Raw genomic sequence first — 16,577 nt, forward strand, 5'->3', positions numbered from 1 at the left:
CCGGTCTAGACCGGGATCAGGATGTGAGAGTGGTCAATTGAAGGCCGCGTTCCTGGACGTGGTCGAGTATCGACGCCGGCACTAGAGCCCCTTCGAGTCGGCCTTGAGCGTGGGGGTCATCCGGAGTTCCGCGGTGAAGGCGTAGCGGTCGCCGCGGTAGACGCCGGTGGTGTACTCGAAGACGCGCTCGCGGCGGTCGAAGCTGACGCCGTGCAGAGCAAGGCAGGGTTGGGTGGCCGGGATGCTGAGCCACTCGGCGGTCTTGGCGTCGGGCATCACCGGTTCGAGTTTCGAGGTACCGCTGACGAGCTCGATGCCGTAGCGGTTCCACAACAGTTCGTACAGCGAGCCGTTGAGGTCCTCCGCCTCCAGCCCGGGGACATAGCTGCCGGGCAACGTGGTGCGCTCGACCACCATCGGGAGTTCGTCGGCGAGACGGACGCGGGTGAAGGTGAGCACCGGGTCGCCGACCGGGATGCGCAGCCGCCGAGCCGCCGCGCGCTCGGCCTTCTGCCGGCGGAACTCCAGGATCTTGCTGCCCGGCTGCATCCCGCGGCGGCGGATGTCCTCGGTGAAACCCATCATGCCCAGCCACTTCGACACCTTCGGGCGGGCCGTGTACGTACCACTGCCGTGCCGGCGGACCAGCAGTTCCTCGATCACGAGCTCGTCCACGGCCCGTCGCAGCGTCATCCTGGCGACGTTCCAGCGCGCGGCGAGTTCGCGCTCGGGCGGCAGCGCGGCACCTTCGGCCAAGGTGTCGATCAGATTGAGCAGCAGTGCCCGGATCTCGGCAGCCTTGCCGGGCAATGAGCTGTGCATCCGTCCTGCCTAGCACCAGGTGCGGGTCCGCGGGAAGCCTTTCGACGTGGGTGCAAACACAACGGTGTAGACCACTTCACCGCACCCCGGGAAAAACAAGCAGGCTTGATTCTTTTTGCCCGGAGTGGGACGCTCGGCTGACGATCTGCCGCAGGGGAGTCCCGAGTGCAACTGGACGATGTGCTTGCTGACCTGAGTGCCGAGAACGCCGACCTGGACCTGCTCGTCGGCGGCCTGCCGGCCGACGGCTGGGCGACACCGACGCCGGCTGAGGGGTGGACGATCGCCCATCAGATCGCGCATCTCGCCTGGACCGACGAGGCGGCGCGACTGGCCGCCACCGAGCCCGGCGAGTTCAAGGTCGAGCTGGAGAAGGCGATGGCCGATCCGGCTGGATTCGTGGAGGCCGGGGCGGCCGAGCTCGTCTCGCTGCCGCCGGGCGAGCTGCTGACGTACTGGCGGCAGACCCGCGGCGACCTGCCGGGCGCGCTCCGGGCGGTGCCGGCCGGCGAGAAGGTGCTGTGGTTCGGGCCGCCGATGAGCCCGACATCGATGGCGACCGCACGGTTGATGGAGACCTGGGCGCACGGGCAGGACGTGGCCGACGCGCTCGGCGTACAGCGTCGTCCGACCGGCAGGCTGAAGCACGTCGCTCATCTGGCCGTGCGGACCAGGAACTTCGCCTATCTGCTGAACGACAGAACTCCGCCGGCCGACGAGTTTCGCGTGGAATTGCGCGGTCCCGACGGGGAGACCTGGACGTGGGGGCCGGACGACGCGGAACAGCGGGTGACCGGGTCGGCAGGGGACTTCTGTCTGCTCGCGACGCAACGTAGGCACCGCGACGACCTCGACATCCAGGCGGTCGGTGCCGAGGCGGACGCTTGGCTCGGCATCATCCAGGCCTTCGCCGGTCTGCCGGGCAAAGGCCGCCGGCCGGGGCAGTTCGGATGACCGTCGACGAACGGGTCAGGGTCCGGATCGGCAACGCGTCCGGGTTCTACGGCGACCGGTTCAGCGCGTTCCACGAGATGCTGACCGGCGGTGAGCTGGACTATCTGACCGGCGACTACCTGGCCGAGCTGACCATGCTCATCCTCGGCCGGGACCGGCTGAAGGATCCCTCGCTCGGCTACGCCAAGACCTTCCTCAAGCAGCTCGAGACCGGCCTCGGCGAGGCGCTCGACCGTGGGGTGCGGATCGTCACCAACGCGGGCGGCCTCAACCCGGCCGGGCTCGCCACCGCCATTCACGAACTCGCGGACAAACTCGGCCTGCGGCCCAAGGTCGCGTACGTCGAAGGTGACGACCTGCTGCCCCGCGCCAAAGAACTCGGGCTGGGCCGGCCGCTCACCGCCAACGCCTACCTCGGCGCCTGGGGCATCGTCGAGGCGCTCGACGACGGCGCCGACGTCGTCGTCACCGGCCGGGTCACCGATGCCTCGCTGACCGTCGGCCCGGCCGCCGCCGATCACGGCTGGCGGCGCGACCAGTTCGACGAACTCGCCGGCGCGATGGTCGCCGGCCACGTGATCGAGTGCGGCTGCCAGGCGACCGGCGGCAACTACGCCTTCTTCCACGAGATCCGCGACCTCGGCCGGCCGGGGTTCCCGATCGCGGAGATCTACACCGACGGCAGTTGTGTGATCACCAAGCACGGCGGCACCGGCGGCGCGGTCACGATCGACACGGTCAAGGCACAACTGCTCTACGAGATCACCGGCGCCCGGTACGCCGGACCGGACGCGACCGCGCGGATGGACTCGATCGAGCTGAGCGAGGACGGGCCCGACCGGGTCCGGATCCGCGGCGTCGAGGGCGAGCCACCGCCGCCGACGTCCAAGGTGTCGCTGAACACGGTCGGCGGGTTCCGCAACGAGGTCGACTTCGTGCTGACCGGGCTCGAGCTGGACACCAAGGCCGACCTCGTGCAGCGGCAACTCGAGCGAGGACTGCGGCACCGCCCGGCCGAGCTCAAGTGGTCGGTCGCCTGGACGGAGCAGGCGAACGCCGAGACCGAGGAGCTGGCGAGCGTGCTGCTCCGCTGCACGGTGAAGGACCCGGATCCGAAGGTGGTCGGCCGCGCGTTCTCCAGTGCCGCTGTCGAGCTGGCGCTGGCGAGTTACCCGGGCTTCCATGTGACGGCGCCGCCGGACGACGCATCGCCGTACGGGGTTTTCACCGCCGGGTACGTCGATGCCGCCGAGGTCGAACACGTTGCGGTGATGTGGGACGGCACGCGCAAGGTGATCACCCGGGCGACCGAGACGCTGGAGCTGGTGCCGGCCGAAGGAGCGCCGCTGCCGATGCCGTTGCCGCAGCTCGTCGCGGCCGGGCGACCCGCACGGTCGCTGACGCGCGAGGTGCCGCTGGGCCGGATCGCGGGTGCGCGAAGTGGGGACAAGGGCGGCGACGCGAACGTCGGGGTGTGGGTGCGGAGCGAGACGGCGTGGCGGTGGTTCGCGCACACGCTCACGGTCGAGAAGTTCCAGGAGTTGCTGCCCGAGACCGCCACCCTCCGCGTCACCAGGTATGTGCTGCCCAATCTCTGGGCGCTGAACTTCGTCGTCGAGGGACTGCTCGGCGAAGGCGTCGCGTCACAGGCGCGCTTCGATCCGCAGGCGAAGGCCGTCGGCGAATGGCTGCGCTCGCGCTACATCGACGTACCGGAGGTACTGCTGTGAGCGCCGAGCAGAAGGCGCTCCGGGAGACCGTACGGCGGTTCATGGCGCGCGAGGTCTTGCCGGAGCTGGACCAGTGGGAGCGAGCGGGTGAACTGCCACGCGAGCTGCACAAGAAGGCCGGCGAACTCGGGCTGCTGGGCGTCGCCTTTCCCGAAGCGGTCGGTGGCGGCGGCGGTTCGCTGCTGGACGCGATCGCGGTCGTCGAGGAGATGCACTACGCGGGTGGGTCCGGTGGGCTGGTCGCGTCGTTGCTGACCTGCGGGATCGCGCTGCCGCATATCGTTGCTGCAGGCAATGATGCGCAGCTCGAGCGTTGGGTGCGGCCGACGCTGGACGGTTCGCTGATCGGCTCGCTGGCGATCACCGAGCCCGACGGCGGATCCGACGTCGCCTCCCTCCGTACTACGACCCGTCGCGACGGTGACCACTTCGTCGTCAACGGGGCGAAGACCTTCATCACCTCGGGCGCGCGGGCCGATTTCGTCACCACCGCGGTGCGCACGGACGGCCCCGGCGCGCACGGGATCTCGCTGCTGGTGATCGAGCGCGGCACGCCCGGCTTCGAGGTGTCGCGCAAGCTGGAGAAAATGGGCTGGCTCTGCTCGGACACGGCCGAGTTGTCGTTCACCGATGTCCGCGTCCCGGTGGCGAACCTGGTCGGCGAGCGGGGCACCGGGTTCGTCCAACTCGCGCAGAACTTCGTCGCCGAGCGACTGACCCTCGCAGTACAGGCGTACGCCGGTGCGCAGCGGGCTCTCGATCTCACCGTGGAGTGGTGCCGGCTGCGAGAGACGTTCGGGCGGTCGCTGATCTCGCGGCAGACCGTGCAGCACACGCTGACCGAGATGGCGCGACGGATCGATGTCGCCCGGGTCTATGTGCACGACGTCGCCCGCCGTTCGTTCGCTGGTGAAGAGGTCACGGCGGAGGTCTGCTTCGCCAAGAACACGGCGGTCGAGGCGGGCGCCTGGGTGTGCGATCAGGCCTTGCAGTTGCACGGCGGGCTCGGGTACCTGCGCGAGGCCGAGGTGGAACGCCAGTACCGCGACCAGAAGATCCTAGCCATCGGCGGCGGCACCACCGAGATCCTGACGAGCCTGGCGGCCAAACGACTGGGGTTCACCGCATGACTGTGACCGACAACCGCTCCTCGATGCTGGAGAAGCTGGCCGCGCTCGAGGCCGAGCATGCCAAGGCGCTGGCCGGCGGCGGGGAGAAGTACGTCGAGAGACACCACAAGCGCGGGAAGTTGCTCGCGCGCGAGCGGATCGAGTTGCTGCTCGATCCCGACACCGCGTTCCTGGAGTTGTCGCCGCTGGCAGGCTGGGGCAGCGACTTCGCGGTCGGGGCGAGCCTGGTGACCGGGATCGGCGTGGTGGAAGGCGTCGAGTGCTTGATCACAGCGAACGACCCGACCGTCAAGGGCGGCGCGAGCAATCCCTGGACGTTGCGGAAGGCGTTGCGGGCGGACGAGATCGCGCGGGCCAACCGGCTGCCGGTGATCAGCCTGGTCGAGTCGGGTGGCGCGGATCTGCCCACCCAGAAGGAGATCTTCATTCCGGGCGGGGCGATGTTCCGCAATCTCACCCGGTTGTCGGCGGAGGGGATCCCGACGATCGCGCTGGTGTTCGGCAACTCGACGGCCGGCGGCGCGTACATCCCGGGCATGAGCGACTACGTGGTGATGGTCGACGGCGGCGCGAAGGTGTTCCTGGCCGGGCCGCCGCTGGTGAAGATGGCCACCGGCGAGGACGCCGACGACGAGTCCCTCGGCGGGGCTTCGATGCACGCCCGGACTTCGGGGCTCGCGGACTACTTCGCTGTGGACGAGCGGGACGCGATCCGGCTCGGCCGGCAGATCGTGTCGCGGCTGAACTGGAAGAAGCTCGGCCCGCCACCGGCAACGCAGTACGACGAACCTTTGTCCGACGCCGACGAGTTGCTCGGGATCGTGCCGGGTGATCTGAAGATTCCGTTCGATCCGCGGGACGTGATCGCTCGGGTGGTGGACGGGTCGGTGTTCGACGAGTTCAAGCCGTTGTACGGGTCGTCGCTCGCGACCGGATGGGCGTCGGTGCACGGGTATCCGGTCGGGATCCTGGCGAACGCGCGCGGGGTGCTGTTCAGCGAAGAGGCGCAGAAGGCGGCGCAGTTCATCCAGTTGGCGAACCGGGCGTCGGTGCCGTTGATCTTCCTGCACAACACGACCGGCTACATGGTCGGACAGGAGTACGAGCAGGGCGGGATCATCAAGCACGGTGCGCAGATGATCAACGCGGTCTCCAACTCCCGCGTGCCGCACGTGTCGATCCTGATGGGCGCGTCGTACGGGGCGGGGCACTACGGGATGTGCGGGCGGGCGTTCGATCCACGGTTCTTGTTCGCGTGGCCGTCGGCGAAGTCCGCGGTGATGGGGCCGCAGCAACTGGCCGGTGTGCTGTCGATCGTGGCGCGCGCCGCGGCGGCCGCCAAGAACCAGCCGTACGACGAGGACAGTGATGCCGCGATGCGGGCTTATGTAGAAGGCCAGATCGAAGCCGAGTCACTGCCGATGTTCTTGTCCGGAAGGCTTTATGACGACGGTGTGATCGATCCGCGGGACACCCGGACGGTGCTCGGCCTGTGTCTGTCGGCGATCCACTCCGCTCCCGTCCAGGGAACCGACTTCGACGGCGCCAACTTCGGCGTCTTCCGGATGTGATGGCGATGACGGCGTACACCTCCGGTCTGAAGCTCACCTCCACGCCGCCGATCACGTCGGTGCTGGTGGCGAATCGTGGCGAGATCGCGCGGCGGGTGTTCCGGACCGCGCGCGACCTCGGTCTTCAGTGCGTTGCGGTGCACTCGACTGTCGACGCGTCCGCGCCGTACGTGGATGAAGCTGATGCTGCAGTTCATCTGCCGGGTACTGCGCCTGGTGACACCTATCTGCGCGGCGAACTGGTGATCGAGGCTGCCTTGAAAGCCGGTGCCGACGCGGTGCATCCGGGCTACGGCTTTCTGTCGGAGAATGCTGCTTTTGCGCGAGTGGTCGAAGCGGCAGGGCTGGCGTGGATCGGGCCGCCGGCTGACGCGATCGAGTCGATGGGCTCGAAGATCGAGTCGAAGAAGCTGATGGCGGCGGCCGGCGTACCGGTGTTGTCGCAGTTGGTGCCCGATGAGGTGACCGAGGGCGATCTTCCTGTGCTGGTGAAGGCTTCCGCGGGTGGTGGTGGGCGGGGGATGCGGGTCGTTCACTACCTGGAGGACCTGCCGTCGGAGATCGAGGCGGCGTCGGCTGAGGCGTTGTCGGCCTTCGGGGACGGGACGGTGTTCTGCGAGCCGTATCTGGCGACCGGGCGGCATATCGAAGTACAAGTGCTGGCCGATCAGCACGGGACGACCTGGGCGGTCGGTGAGCGGGAGTGCTCCATCCAGCGGCGGCATCAGAAGGTCGTCGAGGAGGCGCCGTCGCCGTTGGTCGAGCGGTTGCCTTCGATGCGTGCGGAGCTGTTCGAGGCGGCGCGGAAGGCTGCGGCGGCGATCGGGTACGTCGGCGCGGGGACGGTCGAGTTCCTTGCCGACGACAACGGCCGCTTCTACTTCCTGGAGATGAACACCCGTCTCCAGGTGGAGCATCCGGTCACGGAGTCGGTCACTGGGCTGGACCTGGTCGCGCTGCAGTTCGCGATCGCCTCTGGTGCCGAGCTGCCGGCTGAACCGCCTGCTCCTGTTGGACATTCGATCGAGGTCCGGCTGTACGCCGAGGATCCTGCCGAAGATTGGCGACCCCAAACCGGCACCCTCCACCGCTTCGCGGTGGAGGGTGCCGGGAATGAGGGGTGGGGTGTGGGATCGGGAGCGTCCGCTGGAGGCGGGAGCGCCAGGTCTGCCGCCGGGCACGGAGGTGGCGGCTCTGTCGCCGGAGAGCGGGGTGGCGGCTTCGCCGCCGGAGAGCGGGGTGGCGGCTCTGCTGCTGAGTTCCGGGCCGGGGGGTCTCGGGACGGGACTTCGTGGGTGCGCGTGGACTCCGGGGTGGTGAGTGGGTCTGAGGTTTCGCCGTATTACGACGCGATGTTGGCGAAGGTGATCGTGTGGGGCGCTACTCGCGAGGTGGCGGCGGCGCGGTTGGCGGCGGCGTTGGAGCGGGCGGAGTTGCACGGGGTGCGGACCAATCGGGATCTGTTGGTGCGGATCCTGCGGCATCGGGCGTTTCTGGACGGGGAGACCGATACCGCGTTCTTCGAGCGGCATGGGCTCGAGGTGCTTGCGGAGCCGTTGGCGGACAAGTCGACCGAGGAACTGTCCGCGCTCGCGGCCGCGCTTGCCGACGCGGCGCGGCGCCGGAGTACTGCGAAGGTGCAGAGCCGGTTGCCCAGCGGGTGGCGGAATCTGGCTTCCCAGCCGCAGCGGAAGACGTTCGTCGCGGGCGACACGACGTACGAGGTGTCCTACCGGCTCACGCGCGACGGGCTGGTCGCCGACGGCGATGTGGCGCTGGTCGATGCCTCGGCGGTTCAGGTGGTGCTGGAGGTCGGCGGCGTACGGCGGCGGTTCGCCGTGGCGGCGTACGACGGGTTGGTCTGCGTGGATTCGGCTTCGGGGTCGGTGGCGCTGACGCCGGTCGACCGGTTCCCGGATCCGTCGCACCAGGTCGCTGCCGGCTCGTTGCTCGCGCCGATGCCGGGCACGGTGATCCGGGTCGGCGTATCCGTCGGCGACGAGGTGAAGCAAGGGCAGCCGCTGCTCTGGCTGGAGGCGATGAAGATGGAACACACCATCTCCGCACCGGCCGACGGCGTGGTCGCGGAGCTCGATGTCGAGCCTGGTCAGCAGGTCGAGGTCGGCGCGGTGCTGGCCGTCGTGGCAGACGCCGAAGGTTCCGCAGTACGTGTCGAGCCCGCAGGACAAGGTGAGGAGAAAGCATGAGCTTCGTCGAAAGTGAGGAACGCCGCGCGCTGCGGGCGGCGGTGCGCGAGCTCGGCCGGAAGTACGGCTACGCCTGGTTCACCGAGCGGGCTCGTTCGGGTGGCCAGACCACCGAGCTGTGGCAGGAGGCGGGCAAGCTGGGCTACCTCGGCGTCAACCTGCCCGAGGAGTACGGCGGCGGTGGCGGCGGGATGGGCGACCTGTCGATCGTGCTGGAGGAGCTCGGCGCGGCCGGCTGTCCGTTGCTGATGATGGTCGTGTCGCCGTCGATCTGCGGCACGGTGATCAGCCGCTTCGGCACCGACGAGCAGAAGCAACGCTGGCTGCCCGGGATCGCGGACGGCTCGACCACGATGGCCTTCGCGATCACCGAGCCCGACGCGGGGTCGAACTCGCACAACATCACGACGACAGCACGCCGTACGGCGGACGGCTGGTCACTCTCGGGCCGGAAGGTGTACATCTCCGGGCTCGACGTCGCCCAGGCGGTGCTTGTGGTCGGTCGCACCGAGGACGCCAGGACCGGCAAGCTGAAGCCCGCGCTGTTCATCGTTCCGACGGATGCCGCCGGGGTCGAGTTCACCAAGATCGAGATGGACCTGATCAGCCCGGACAAGCAGTTCTCGCTGTTCCTCGACGACGTCCAACTGCCGGCCGAGGCGCTCGTCGGCTCCGAGGACGCGGCGCTGATGCAACTGTTCGCGGGGCTCAACCCGGAACGGATCATGGCGTCGGCGTTCGCACTCGGGATCGCCCGGCACGCGCTCGACAAGGCCGTTGCCTACGTCAAGGAACGCCAGGTCTGGAAGACCCCGATCGGCGCGCACCAAGGCATCGCCCATCCGCTGGCGCAGCTCAAGATCGAACTCGAGCTCGCCCGGCTGATGATGCAGAAGGCGGCCGCCCTGTACGACGCCGGCGACGACCTCGGCGCCGGCGAGGCGGCGAACATGGCCAAGTACGCCGCCGGCGAGGTGGCCGTGCGGGCGACCGACCAGGCGGTGCAGTCGCTCGGCGGCAACGGGATGACGGTCGAGTACGGCGTCGCGTCGCTGGTCGCCGCGGCCAGAGCGACCCGGATCGCACCGGTCAGCCGGGAGATGATCCTCAACTTCGTCGCCCAGCACTCATTGGGTCTACCCAAGTCGTACTGAGTTCGGTCAGAGTCGTGTTCCCCGTCAGCTGAAAGGACCGCCGCCATGGTCATCCTCAGTGAGTTCGCACCGGTCGAGGTACTCAGCCGGCCGCTGCACGAGGCCGTTCTCGGTCGCGCCCAGGAGTACGGCGACCGGCCGGCGCTGGTCGACGGCGTCTCCGGCCAGGAGATCAGCTACACCCAGCTCGACCAGATGACCCGGCGACTGGCGGCCGGCTTCGCCGAGCTAGGGATCAAGCACGGCGACGTGATCGCGTTGCACAGCCCGAACACGATCCTCTATCCGGCCGTGTTCTACGGCGCGACCCGGGCCGGCGCCACGGTGACCACGGTGAACGCGCTCTACACCGCGGACGAGTTGCACAAACAACTCGTCGACTCGCACGCGAAACTGCTGGTGACGATCTCGCTGTTCCTGCCCACCGCCACGGCAGCGGTGGAGGGGACCGACGTCGAGCAGATCTTCGTCTGCGACCAGGCCGAGGGGTACCGCTCGGTCACCGAACTGCTCGCTTCGACGGAACCGGAGCCGGTGGTCGAGATCGATCCGGCCGAGGACGTCGCGGTCCTGCCGTACTCCAGCGGGACGACCGGCATCGCCAAAGGCGTGATGCTCACCCACCAGAACATCGCGACGAACCTGGTGCAGGCCGAGGCGACCTTCAGCATGGACGAGAACGAGCGGATCATCGCGATCCTGCCGTTCTTCCACATCTATGGGCAGGCGGTCTTGATGAACCTGCCGTTCCGGCTGGGCGCGACCGTGGTGGTGCTGCCGAAATTCGACCTGCAGCAGTTCCTGTCGACGCTGGAGACGCAGAAGATCACCCGGGCGTTCGTCGCGCCGCCGGTGGTGCTGGCGCTGGCCAAACACCCAGCCGTCGACGGTGTCGATCTGTCGGCCCTGAAGTATGTGACGTCCGCAGCCGCGCCGCTCGACGGTGACCTTGCCGACGCCTGCGCCAAGCGACTCGGGCTGCACGCGGTACTGCAGTGTTACGGGATGACCGAGTTGTCGCCGGGGACGCACGCCGTACCGCAGGACGAGATCGATCCGCCTGCCGGTGCCGTGGGCAAGCTCTTCCCGTCCACCGAGATGCGCCTGGTCGGTGCCGACGGCAACGATGTCGGCGAGGGCGAGACCGGCGAGATCTGGATCCGCGGGCCGCAGGTGATGAAGGGGTACCTCGGCCGGCCGGCGGAGACCGACGCGACCATCGACCCGGAGGGCTGGCTGCACACCGGCGACATCGGCCGGGTCGACGACCGCGGCTTCCTGTACGTCGTGGACCGGGTGAAGGAGCTGATCAAGTACCACGGGTACCAGGTGCCGCCGGCCGAACTCGAGGCCGTCCTGCTGACCGACGACCGGATCGCGGATGCCGCGGTGATCGGGGTGCAGGACGAGGGCAACGAAGTACCGAAGGCGTTCGTGGTGCCGATGCCGGGCGTCGAACTGACCGCCGAGGACGTGATGGAGTACGTCGCGGAACGGGTCGCGCCGTACAAGAAGATCCGGCAGGTCGAGTTCATCGACGCTGTGCCGAAGGCCGCGTCGGGCAAGATCCTGCGGCGCGAACTGCGAGCGCGGGAGGCGACACGTGAGTAGAGGCCACCTGATCTTGGACACGTTGTGAGCGAGGCTCTGCGCGAGCCGCAGCAGGACCGGAGCCGGGCGACCCGGCAGAAGCTCCTGGAGGCGTCGCTCGAGTCGCTGGCCGAGGTGGGCTACTCCGCGACCACGGTCGCTGTGGTGGCGGCTCGGGCGGGTGTCTCCCGTGGGGCGGCGCAGCACCATTTCCCGACGCGAGCGGATCTGTTCGCGGCGGCGGTCGAGTACATGACCGAGGTGCGGCTGGACGAGATCCGGCAGCAGGCAACCGGGCTGCCCAGCGGCGAGGGCCGGACCGAGGCGATCGTAGGGATGCTCGCCGACGTCTACACGGGGCCGCTGTTCCGAGCTGCGTTGCATCTGTGGGTCGCGGCGTCGACCGAGGATGCGTTGCGCCAGCAGATCGTCCGGCTGGAAGCGCACGTCGGACGACAGGCACACCGGGCTCTGCTGGAGGTACTGGAGGTCGAGGAGCGCACGCCGGGCGTGCGGGAGACCGTGCAGGGTGTGCTCGACATGGCTCGTGGACTGGGGCTGGCTGACCTACTGACCGACGACGCGGCTCGCCGGCGCGGCATCGTGCGGCAGTGGTCTCTGATCCTCGACCAGGTACTAGCGGCTGCGCGCCGGTAGTCCGCTACGGCCTCCCCTGGCTGCGATTCGCTCGTCCACCTTTGCTGCGAGTGCGTCCGGGTCGCACTCGGCCAGGTGGTCGCGGACGAGCAGGTGGATGAAGGCGTACTCACCGGGTCCGGTCCGAGCCAGCACGTAGCGGTCGGCGGCGTACCGGAGGAAGGCGCCGCGCCACCAGGGCAGGTAGCCGCTCCAGCGCAACAGGAAGCCGTGCAGCAGGCGGGACAGGGCACCGGCGAAGACAGGAGCACGCCGTCGCCAGGCCTTCGCGGCGACCGTGCCTGCCGCGATGCCGAGGACTGCTTCCAATGCGTGCGTTCCCAACGACGCTCCCAGAGCCACAGCCACGAGCAGCCCCGCCAGCGCACCGCCGACCGTCCAAGGATCCATCCGCGCTCCGCCGGCCTGGTACTCGTCGGCATCGTGCGGATAGACCAGGTGATCCATCGGCAGCGCTTTCACGAAACGGATGCCCTGGGCAACTATCAGTCCGATCGCGGCACCGGCCACGAACGCGTGCGGATCGGCGACGTGGGCGAACACCAGCCAACTGGCCACCGTGACCGAGACCAGCCTGATCCCGAGCAGCAGCAAGCGGCGGTTGCTCGGCGACAGGAGATATTCCAGCCCGTACGACGACCACACGATCGCGCCCTGGAAGGCAAGGCCGACCCAGGCCGGTACCAGCTCGGCCAGCGCCACGACGGCCAGCACCGAGAGCAGACCGGTGACCGCACCCATGGTGAGCATCACCGCCTGCAGAAGAGCCCGTGGTTGCTCGCGTCCTTCGCGGAGCTTCCACCACGTGTGCGGTGTGACGTGAACGAGAACGAGAGCAGCCACACCGACAGCGAGACCCGAAAGTACGCCGTACAGGGCCGTGGCGGCCAGTGCTGCTCCACCGACCAGGCCGGCGAACAGGGCCGGGAGGCAGACCATGTGGGCCAGGTAGCCGACGGCTGGGAGCACCAGGCCGTACCAGCCGTTCGGAGTCAGTCGGCGGGGGACTTCGATGCGATCGCCGGCTCGGGTTCTGGTCCACCAGGCCAAGCACCACAGCGACCGGACTGCCGCCTTGGAGTCGTAGGACACAGTGTTCGAGCGCTGCCGGGACAAGACCTCGGAGATGAAGGTGTCGAAGAGTTCGCGGCGGTGGTCGGCTACTGCGCCGGCTGCGACTTCCCTGGCGTCCCGGCCGCGGTAGGCGAGCGCCATCACGTTCAGCATCAGCGGTGAGTTGACCAGGTCCCACAGGTCGTCGTCGCGCTCCATGGCGGCTCGGGCACCGGCCAGCTCCTGGCCGCCGGAAGCGAAGTAGTCCAGCACCTGGCGGCGATTCAGTGGGCGGATCTGGACCGCGCCGTACAGCTTGAGCCGGTGCTGCAGCCGCTCGTAGTCGAGGATGCGGCAGGTGACTGCCAACTGGCCGATCAGGTAGTGCTGGACGAGCTCGTCCAGCACTGGCGCGAGCTTGTCCTGGTGTGCTGCGGACACCTCGTCCAGGCCGTCCAGGAGCAGAGCGAGGCGTCCCCGCTGCAGCCAGACCCGGCCGACTGCGACCGGGATCTGGTAGCGACTGCTGAGCTCGGTCAGCAGCCAGCGGACGAAGCCGGCGAGCAGAGGACTGTCACCGGGGTCGTCGCCTTCCTCTCCGGCGGTCGACGCGGTCCAGCCGGCCAGGTCGACCACTACCGGGATCGGCGTACTCGGATCGAGGTGCGCCTTCGCGGCGAGCGCGCGGGCCAACTCCAGCAACAGCGTTGTCTTGCCGGCGCCGGGCGCGCCGAGGATCAGCATCGAGTCCTGGAGGTCGTCGAAGGCGGCGGTGATGTCGGCGTCCTCGCGGATCTCTGAGACGTGGCTGTCGAGCGGCTGGACCAGCAGGTCGTACGGCCGGATCACCGCCTCCGGGCTCACCTCGAGCGCGAGCGCCAGCTGGGTCCGCGAGGCCAGCGAGCCGGCGAACCGGTCCGCAAGGTAGCGGTCGACCCGGGCCAGGGCGTTCGGGCGGTTCCGGGGCTGGTCGGCCGAACGAGCGCTCAGGCCCACGGTCCGGCGGCTGCGGAACTCCCAGAGCCCGGTCAGGATCGCGACCAGCCAGAGCACGCCGATCAACGGCCAGGTCCAGCCGACGTACGGCGCGAGGAAGGCGGGCGCCGTACCGCCGGTGCCGACGTTGATCGCGATCGGCAGCAGGACCAGCGTGAGCGACACGGTGAGGATCACCACGACGACCCGGAGCAGCGCGTTGCCTCGAATCCTCACTCCGGGAGGTTACCGACTCGGCGGTCTCCGGGTGCCGGTCGTCAGCGTTTCACGCACCGTCCGTGGTCGGCGTTTCACTCCCGTCAGTCCCGCTCGTGATCAGCGTTCCACCTGCTGGGCACTGGTGGCGGGAATCGTTGTCCAGTCGCGTAAGTTGGTTTGGGTCATGACTTCTACCGAGCGGGTCGACACCAGCGGCGTGGGGCTGCGGTCGGAGCGGGGGCCGATCCTGCTCGCCGTGATGCTGAGCATCGGGCTGGTGGCGATCGATGCGACCATCCTGGCGACCGCGGTGCCGTCGGTGGTCGAGGACCTCGGCGGCTTCAGCCAGTTCCCGTGGCTGTTCTCGATCTACCTGCTCGCCCAGGCGGTCTCGGTCCCGATCTACGGCAAGCTCGCGGACCAGCGCGGCCGCAAGCCGATCATGCTGCTCGGCGTCGCGCTGTTCGTGCTCGGCTCGGTGCTGTGCGGCTTCGCCTGGAGCATGCCGGCGCTGATCGCCTTCCGGCTGATCCAGGGCCTCGGCGCCGGTGCGATCCAGCCGATCGGGATGACGATCGTCGGCGACATCTACAGCGTCGCCGAGCGGGCCAGGGTGCAGGGCTACATCGCCAGCGTCTGGGGGATCGCCTCGTTCGTCGGCCCGACGCTGGGCGGGGTGTTCTCCGACTACATCTCCTGGCGCTGGATCTTCTTCGTGAACATCCCGCTCGGCCTGGCCGCCGCCTGGGTGCTGCTGCGCAAGTTCCAGGAGAACGTCGCCGCGGCCACCAAGCACCAGATCGACTATGCGGGCACGATCCTGCTCGCGACCGGCGGTTCGCTGCTGCTGCTCGGGCTGCTCGAGGGCGGCGTGATGTGGTCCTGGGATTCCGTCACCAGCATCGCGATCCTTGCGGTCGCCGCTGTGCTGCTGACCGCGTTCGTCTTCATCGAGCGACGAGCGCCCGAGCCGGTGCTGCCGCTGTGGGTGCTGGGTAAGCGCGTACTGAACTCGGCGAACGCGTCCGCGTTGCTGGTCGGCGTACTGATGATCGGGCTGTCGACGTACGTGCCGCTGTTCGCCCAGGGAGTGCTCGGGACGTCCGCGCTCGTTGCTGGGTTCGCGCTGGCGGCGATGACGCTCGGGTGGCCGATCGCTGCGTCGCTGGCTGGGCGGATCTACCTGCGGCTCGGGTACCGGACCACGATGATGTTCGGCGCGGGAATCGTGGTGATCGGCGCCGCTCTGCTGCTCACTGTGAACTCCAGCAGCTCCGTGCTCTACCTGGCCCTGACCTGCTTCGTGATCGGAGTCGGGCTCGGCTTCACCGCCTCACCGGCTGTCGTCGCGGCGCAGTCGTCGGTCGATTGGCGCAGCCGCGGTGTGGTGACAGGCGCCAACATGTTCGCCCGGTCCGTCGGCAGCGCGGTCGGTGTGGCCGTCTTCGGTGCAGTGGCCAACGGCGTGGTCGCCCGGCGGCTTGGCTCCGGCCACGGCGAGCTGGAGAAGCTACCGAGCAACGTGCTGGCCCCGGCGATCCACGACGTGTACTACGGCGCCGCCGCGGCCGCTGTGCTTCTCGTACTCGCCGTCGTCTTCATGCCGAACCGCGTCGCCGAACAACCCCGCAACTAGGCTCCGCGGGACTCCGCGACGCGGCGGAGCCAGTAGCGGAACCAGGCAGGGCCGTAGGGGATGTAGACCCGGGTGGGGATGTCTCTGTCGCGCAACTGGTCGAGTACGTCGGGACGGACACCGAGTAGTTGCTCCACGGGGACTGTGCCGACGCTGAGCAGCACTGCTTCCCGCAGGCGGCCGTCGTGCGTTGCCAAGGACCAGGTGGCCTTGCTCGATGCCAACTGGTGGGCCAGCCGGAGATAGGCGATGTCCGTGGGTTCGCCGTACGGATGTGCGCCAGTCGGCTCGACGTACGCGCCCTTGACGAGGCGTATGTGTACTCCGGCCGCCGTCAACGCGTCGATGTCGTCGGGAGAGCGCAGGAGGTTCGCCTGCACGGTTGCGCCGAGGCGGTCGGCCAGGCCGCGGGCAGCGACGTTCAGGACGCACTGCTGGATCCTGTCGGTCCGGGCGATGTCCTCGGCGCCGATCTGAAGCCGCCTGCCGGGCGGGAGCGCTTCGGCGATCCGGGCGACCAGGTCTGCTGCGCCTTCAGCGTCCGCGTCCAGGGCGAGGTGTGAAAGGTCCAGCGACAACCAGGCGTCGGCAGGCGGTGCTGGAAGGAGCGTGGCCAGCTCCAGGTATTCGTCGACCACCCGCGCCGCGTCGTCCGGATCTTCGGACAGCTCACCGAAAAGATCGACGCTGATGCCATGGCCCTTCGCGAGCTGCGCCGCTGCCACCTCGAGCGCCTCTTCGCGGGTGCGGCCTGCGACATATCGCGAGGCGGCGCGCCAGGCATTGTCCTCGCCGCCGGGCACTCCCTTGACCAGTTGTTCGAGTCGTTCGTTCGTTGCCAGCTTGAAGAGCACTGCCCGGTCGAGACGCATGGAAGCA

The 16,577-nt window shown here is 68.7% G+C and carries 12 protein-coding genes; 9 read left to right on the top strand and 3 right to left on the bottom strand.

Annotated elements, in window-relative coordinates; genetic code table 11:
- Positions 1–81: 81 nt before the first annotated feature.
- Positions 82–822: a GntR family transcriptional regulator gene (locus tag EV138_RS16315; protein WP_133979776.1), complete on the bottom strand. Its 741-nt coding sequence runs from the start codon at positions 820–822 to the stop codon at positions 82–84.
- A gap of 165 nt (positions 823–987) precedes the next feature.
- Here EV138_RS16315 and EV138_RS16320 point away from each other — a divergent pair, with 165 nt between their 5' ends.
- Genes EV138_RS16320 through EV138_RS16355 form a run of 8 tightly spaced genes read left to right on the top strand, consistent with a single transcriptional unit; the run spans position 988 to position 11,815 of the window.
- Entirely contained in the window at positions 988–1,776 is a 789-nt protein-coding gene (locus tag EV138_RS16320; protein ID WP_133979777.1) for a TIGR03084 family metal-binding protein, read from the top strand.
- Positions 1,773–3,506 (top strand): acyclic terpene utilization AtuA family protein, encoded by a 1,734-nt coding sequence (locus EV138_RS16325; RefSeq protein WP_133979778.1) that lies wholly within the window; start codon positions 1,773–1,775, stop codon positions 3,504–3,506. The genes EV138_RS16320 and EV138_RS16325 overlap by 4 nt, the downstream gene beginning before the upstream one ends.
- Positions 3,503–4,636 (top strand): acyl-CoA dehydrogenase family protein, encoded by a 1,134-nt coding sequence (locus EV138_RS16330; protein WP_255513698.1) that lies wholly within the window; start codon positions 3,503–3,505, stop codon positions 4,634–4,636. Before EV138_RS16325 ends, EV138_RS16330 begins: the two co-directional genes overlap by 4 nt.
- Positions 4,633–6,207 (top strand): acyl-CoA carboxylase subunit beta, encoded by a 1,575-nt coding sequence (locus EV138_RS16335; RefSeq protein ID WP_133979780.1) that lies wholly within the window; start codon positions 4,633–4,635, stop codon positions 6,205–6,207. The genes EV138_RS16330 and EV138_RS16335 overlap by 4 nt, the downstream gene beginning before the upstream one ends.
- A gap of 5 nt (positions 6,208–6,212) precedes the next feature.
- Complete coding sequence (locus EV138_RS16340) at positions 6,213–8,414, top strand: ATP-binding protein (protein ID WP_133979781.1); 2,202 nt, start codon at positions 6,213–6,215, stop codon at positions 8,412–8,414.
- Positions 8,411–9,568, top strand: coding sequence for an acyl-CoA dehydrogenase family protein (locus EV138_RS16345; protein ID WP_133979782.1), 1,158 nt, complete (start codon positions 8,411–8,413; stop codon positions 9,566–9,568). The genes EV138_RS16340 and EV138_RS16345 overlap by 4 nt, the downstream gene beginning before the upstream one ends.
- A 45-nt stretch (positions 9,569–9,613) precedes the next feature.
- Entirely contained in the window at positions 9,614–11,179 is a 1,566-nt protein-coding gene (locus tag EV138_RS16350) for an AMP-binding protein (protein WP_133979783.1), read from the top strand.
- 24 nt (positions 11,180–11,203) lie between these two features.
- The gene (locus tag EV138_RS16355; protein WP_202866736.1) at positions 11,204–11,815 is read left to right on the top strand and encodes a TetR family transcriptional regulator; all 612 of its coding nucleotides are present in this window, start codon (positions 11,204–11,206) and stop codon (positions 11,813–11,815) included.
- Here EV138_RS16355 and EV138_RS16360 read toward each other — a convergent pair.
- Positions 11,795–14,080: an NACHT domain-containing protein gene (locus tag EV138_RS16360; protein WP_238158171.1), complete on the bottom strand. Its 2,286-nt coding sequence runs from the start codon at positions 14,078–14,080 to the stop codon at positions 11,795–11,797. The genes EV138_RS16355 and EV138_RS16360 overlap by 21 nt on opposite strands.
- A 166-nt stretch (positions 14,081–14,246) precedes the next feature.
- On the opposite strand from EV138_RS16360, the gene EV138_RS16365 reads away from it, so the two are divergent.
- On the top strand, positions 14,247–15,698 hold the full coding sequence (locus EV138_RS16365; RefSeq protein ID WP_133979784.1) for an MDR family MFS transporter: 1,452 nt from the start codon (positions 14,247–14,249) through the stop codon (positions 15,696–15,698).
- On the opposite strand, the gene EV138_RS16370 is transcribed toward EV138_RS16365, so the two are convergent.
- On the bottom strand, positions 15,695–16,570 hold the full coding sequence (locus EV138_RS16370; RefSeq protein ID WP_133979785.1) for a proline dehydrogenase family protein: 876 nt from the start codon (positions 16,568–16,570) through the stop codon (positions 15,695–15,697). The genes EV138_RS16365 and EV138_RS16370 overlap by 4 nt on opposite strands.
- Between the last annotated feature and the right edge of the window lie 7 nt (positions 16,571–16,577).

It is taken from the genome of Kribbella voronezhensis, from assembly GCF_004365175.1.
GTDB classification, from domain to species: domain Bacteria; phylum Actinomycetota; class Actinomycetes; order Propionibacteriales; family Kribbellaceae; genus Kribbella; species Kribbella voronezhensis.

What these genes read in the sequence shown, in the direction of transcription:
- EV138_RS16315 (WP_133979776.1), bottom strand. Translation starts at nt 822, where the DNA reads ATGCACAGCTCATTGCCCGGCAAGGCTGCCGAGATCCGGGCACTGCTG.
- EV138_RS16325 (WP_133979778.1), top strand. Translation starts at nt 1,773, where the DNA reads ATGACCGTCGACGAACGGGTCAGGGTCCGGATCGGCAACGCGTCCGGG.
- EV138_RS16335 (WP_133979780.1), top strand. Translation starts at nt 4,633, where the DNA reads ATGACTGTGACCGACAACCGCTCCTCGATGCTGGAGAAGCTGGCCGCG.
- EV138_RS16340 (WP_133979781.1), top strand. Translation starts at nt 6,213, where the DNA reads ATGACGGCGTACACCTCCGGTCTGAAGCTCACCTCCACGCCGCCGATC.
- EV138_RS16345 (WP_133979782.1), top strand. Translation starts at nt 8,411, where the DNA reads ATGAGCTTCGTCGAAAGTGAGGAACGCCGCGCGCTGCGGGCGGCGGTG.
- EV138_RS16350 (WP_133979783.1), top strand. Translation starts at nt 9,614, where the DNA reads ATGGTCATCCTCAGTGAGTTCGCACCGGTCGAGGTACTCAGCCGGCCG.
- EV138_RS16365 (WP_133979784.1), top strand. Translation starts at nt 14,247, where the DNA reads ATGACTTCTACCGAGCGGGTCGACACCAGCGGCGTGGGGCTGCGGTCG.
- EV138_RS16370 (WP_133979785.1), bottom strand. Translation starts at nt 16,570, where the DNA reads ATGCGTCTCGACCGGGCAGTGCTCTTCAAGCTGGCAACGAACGAACGA.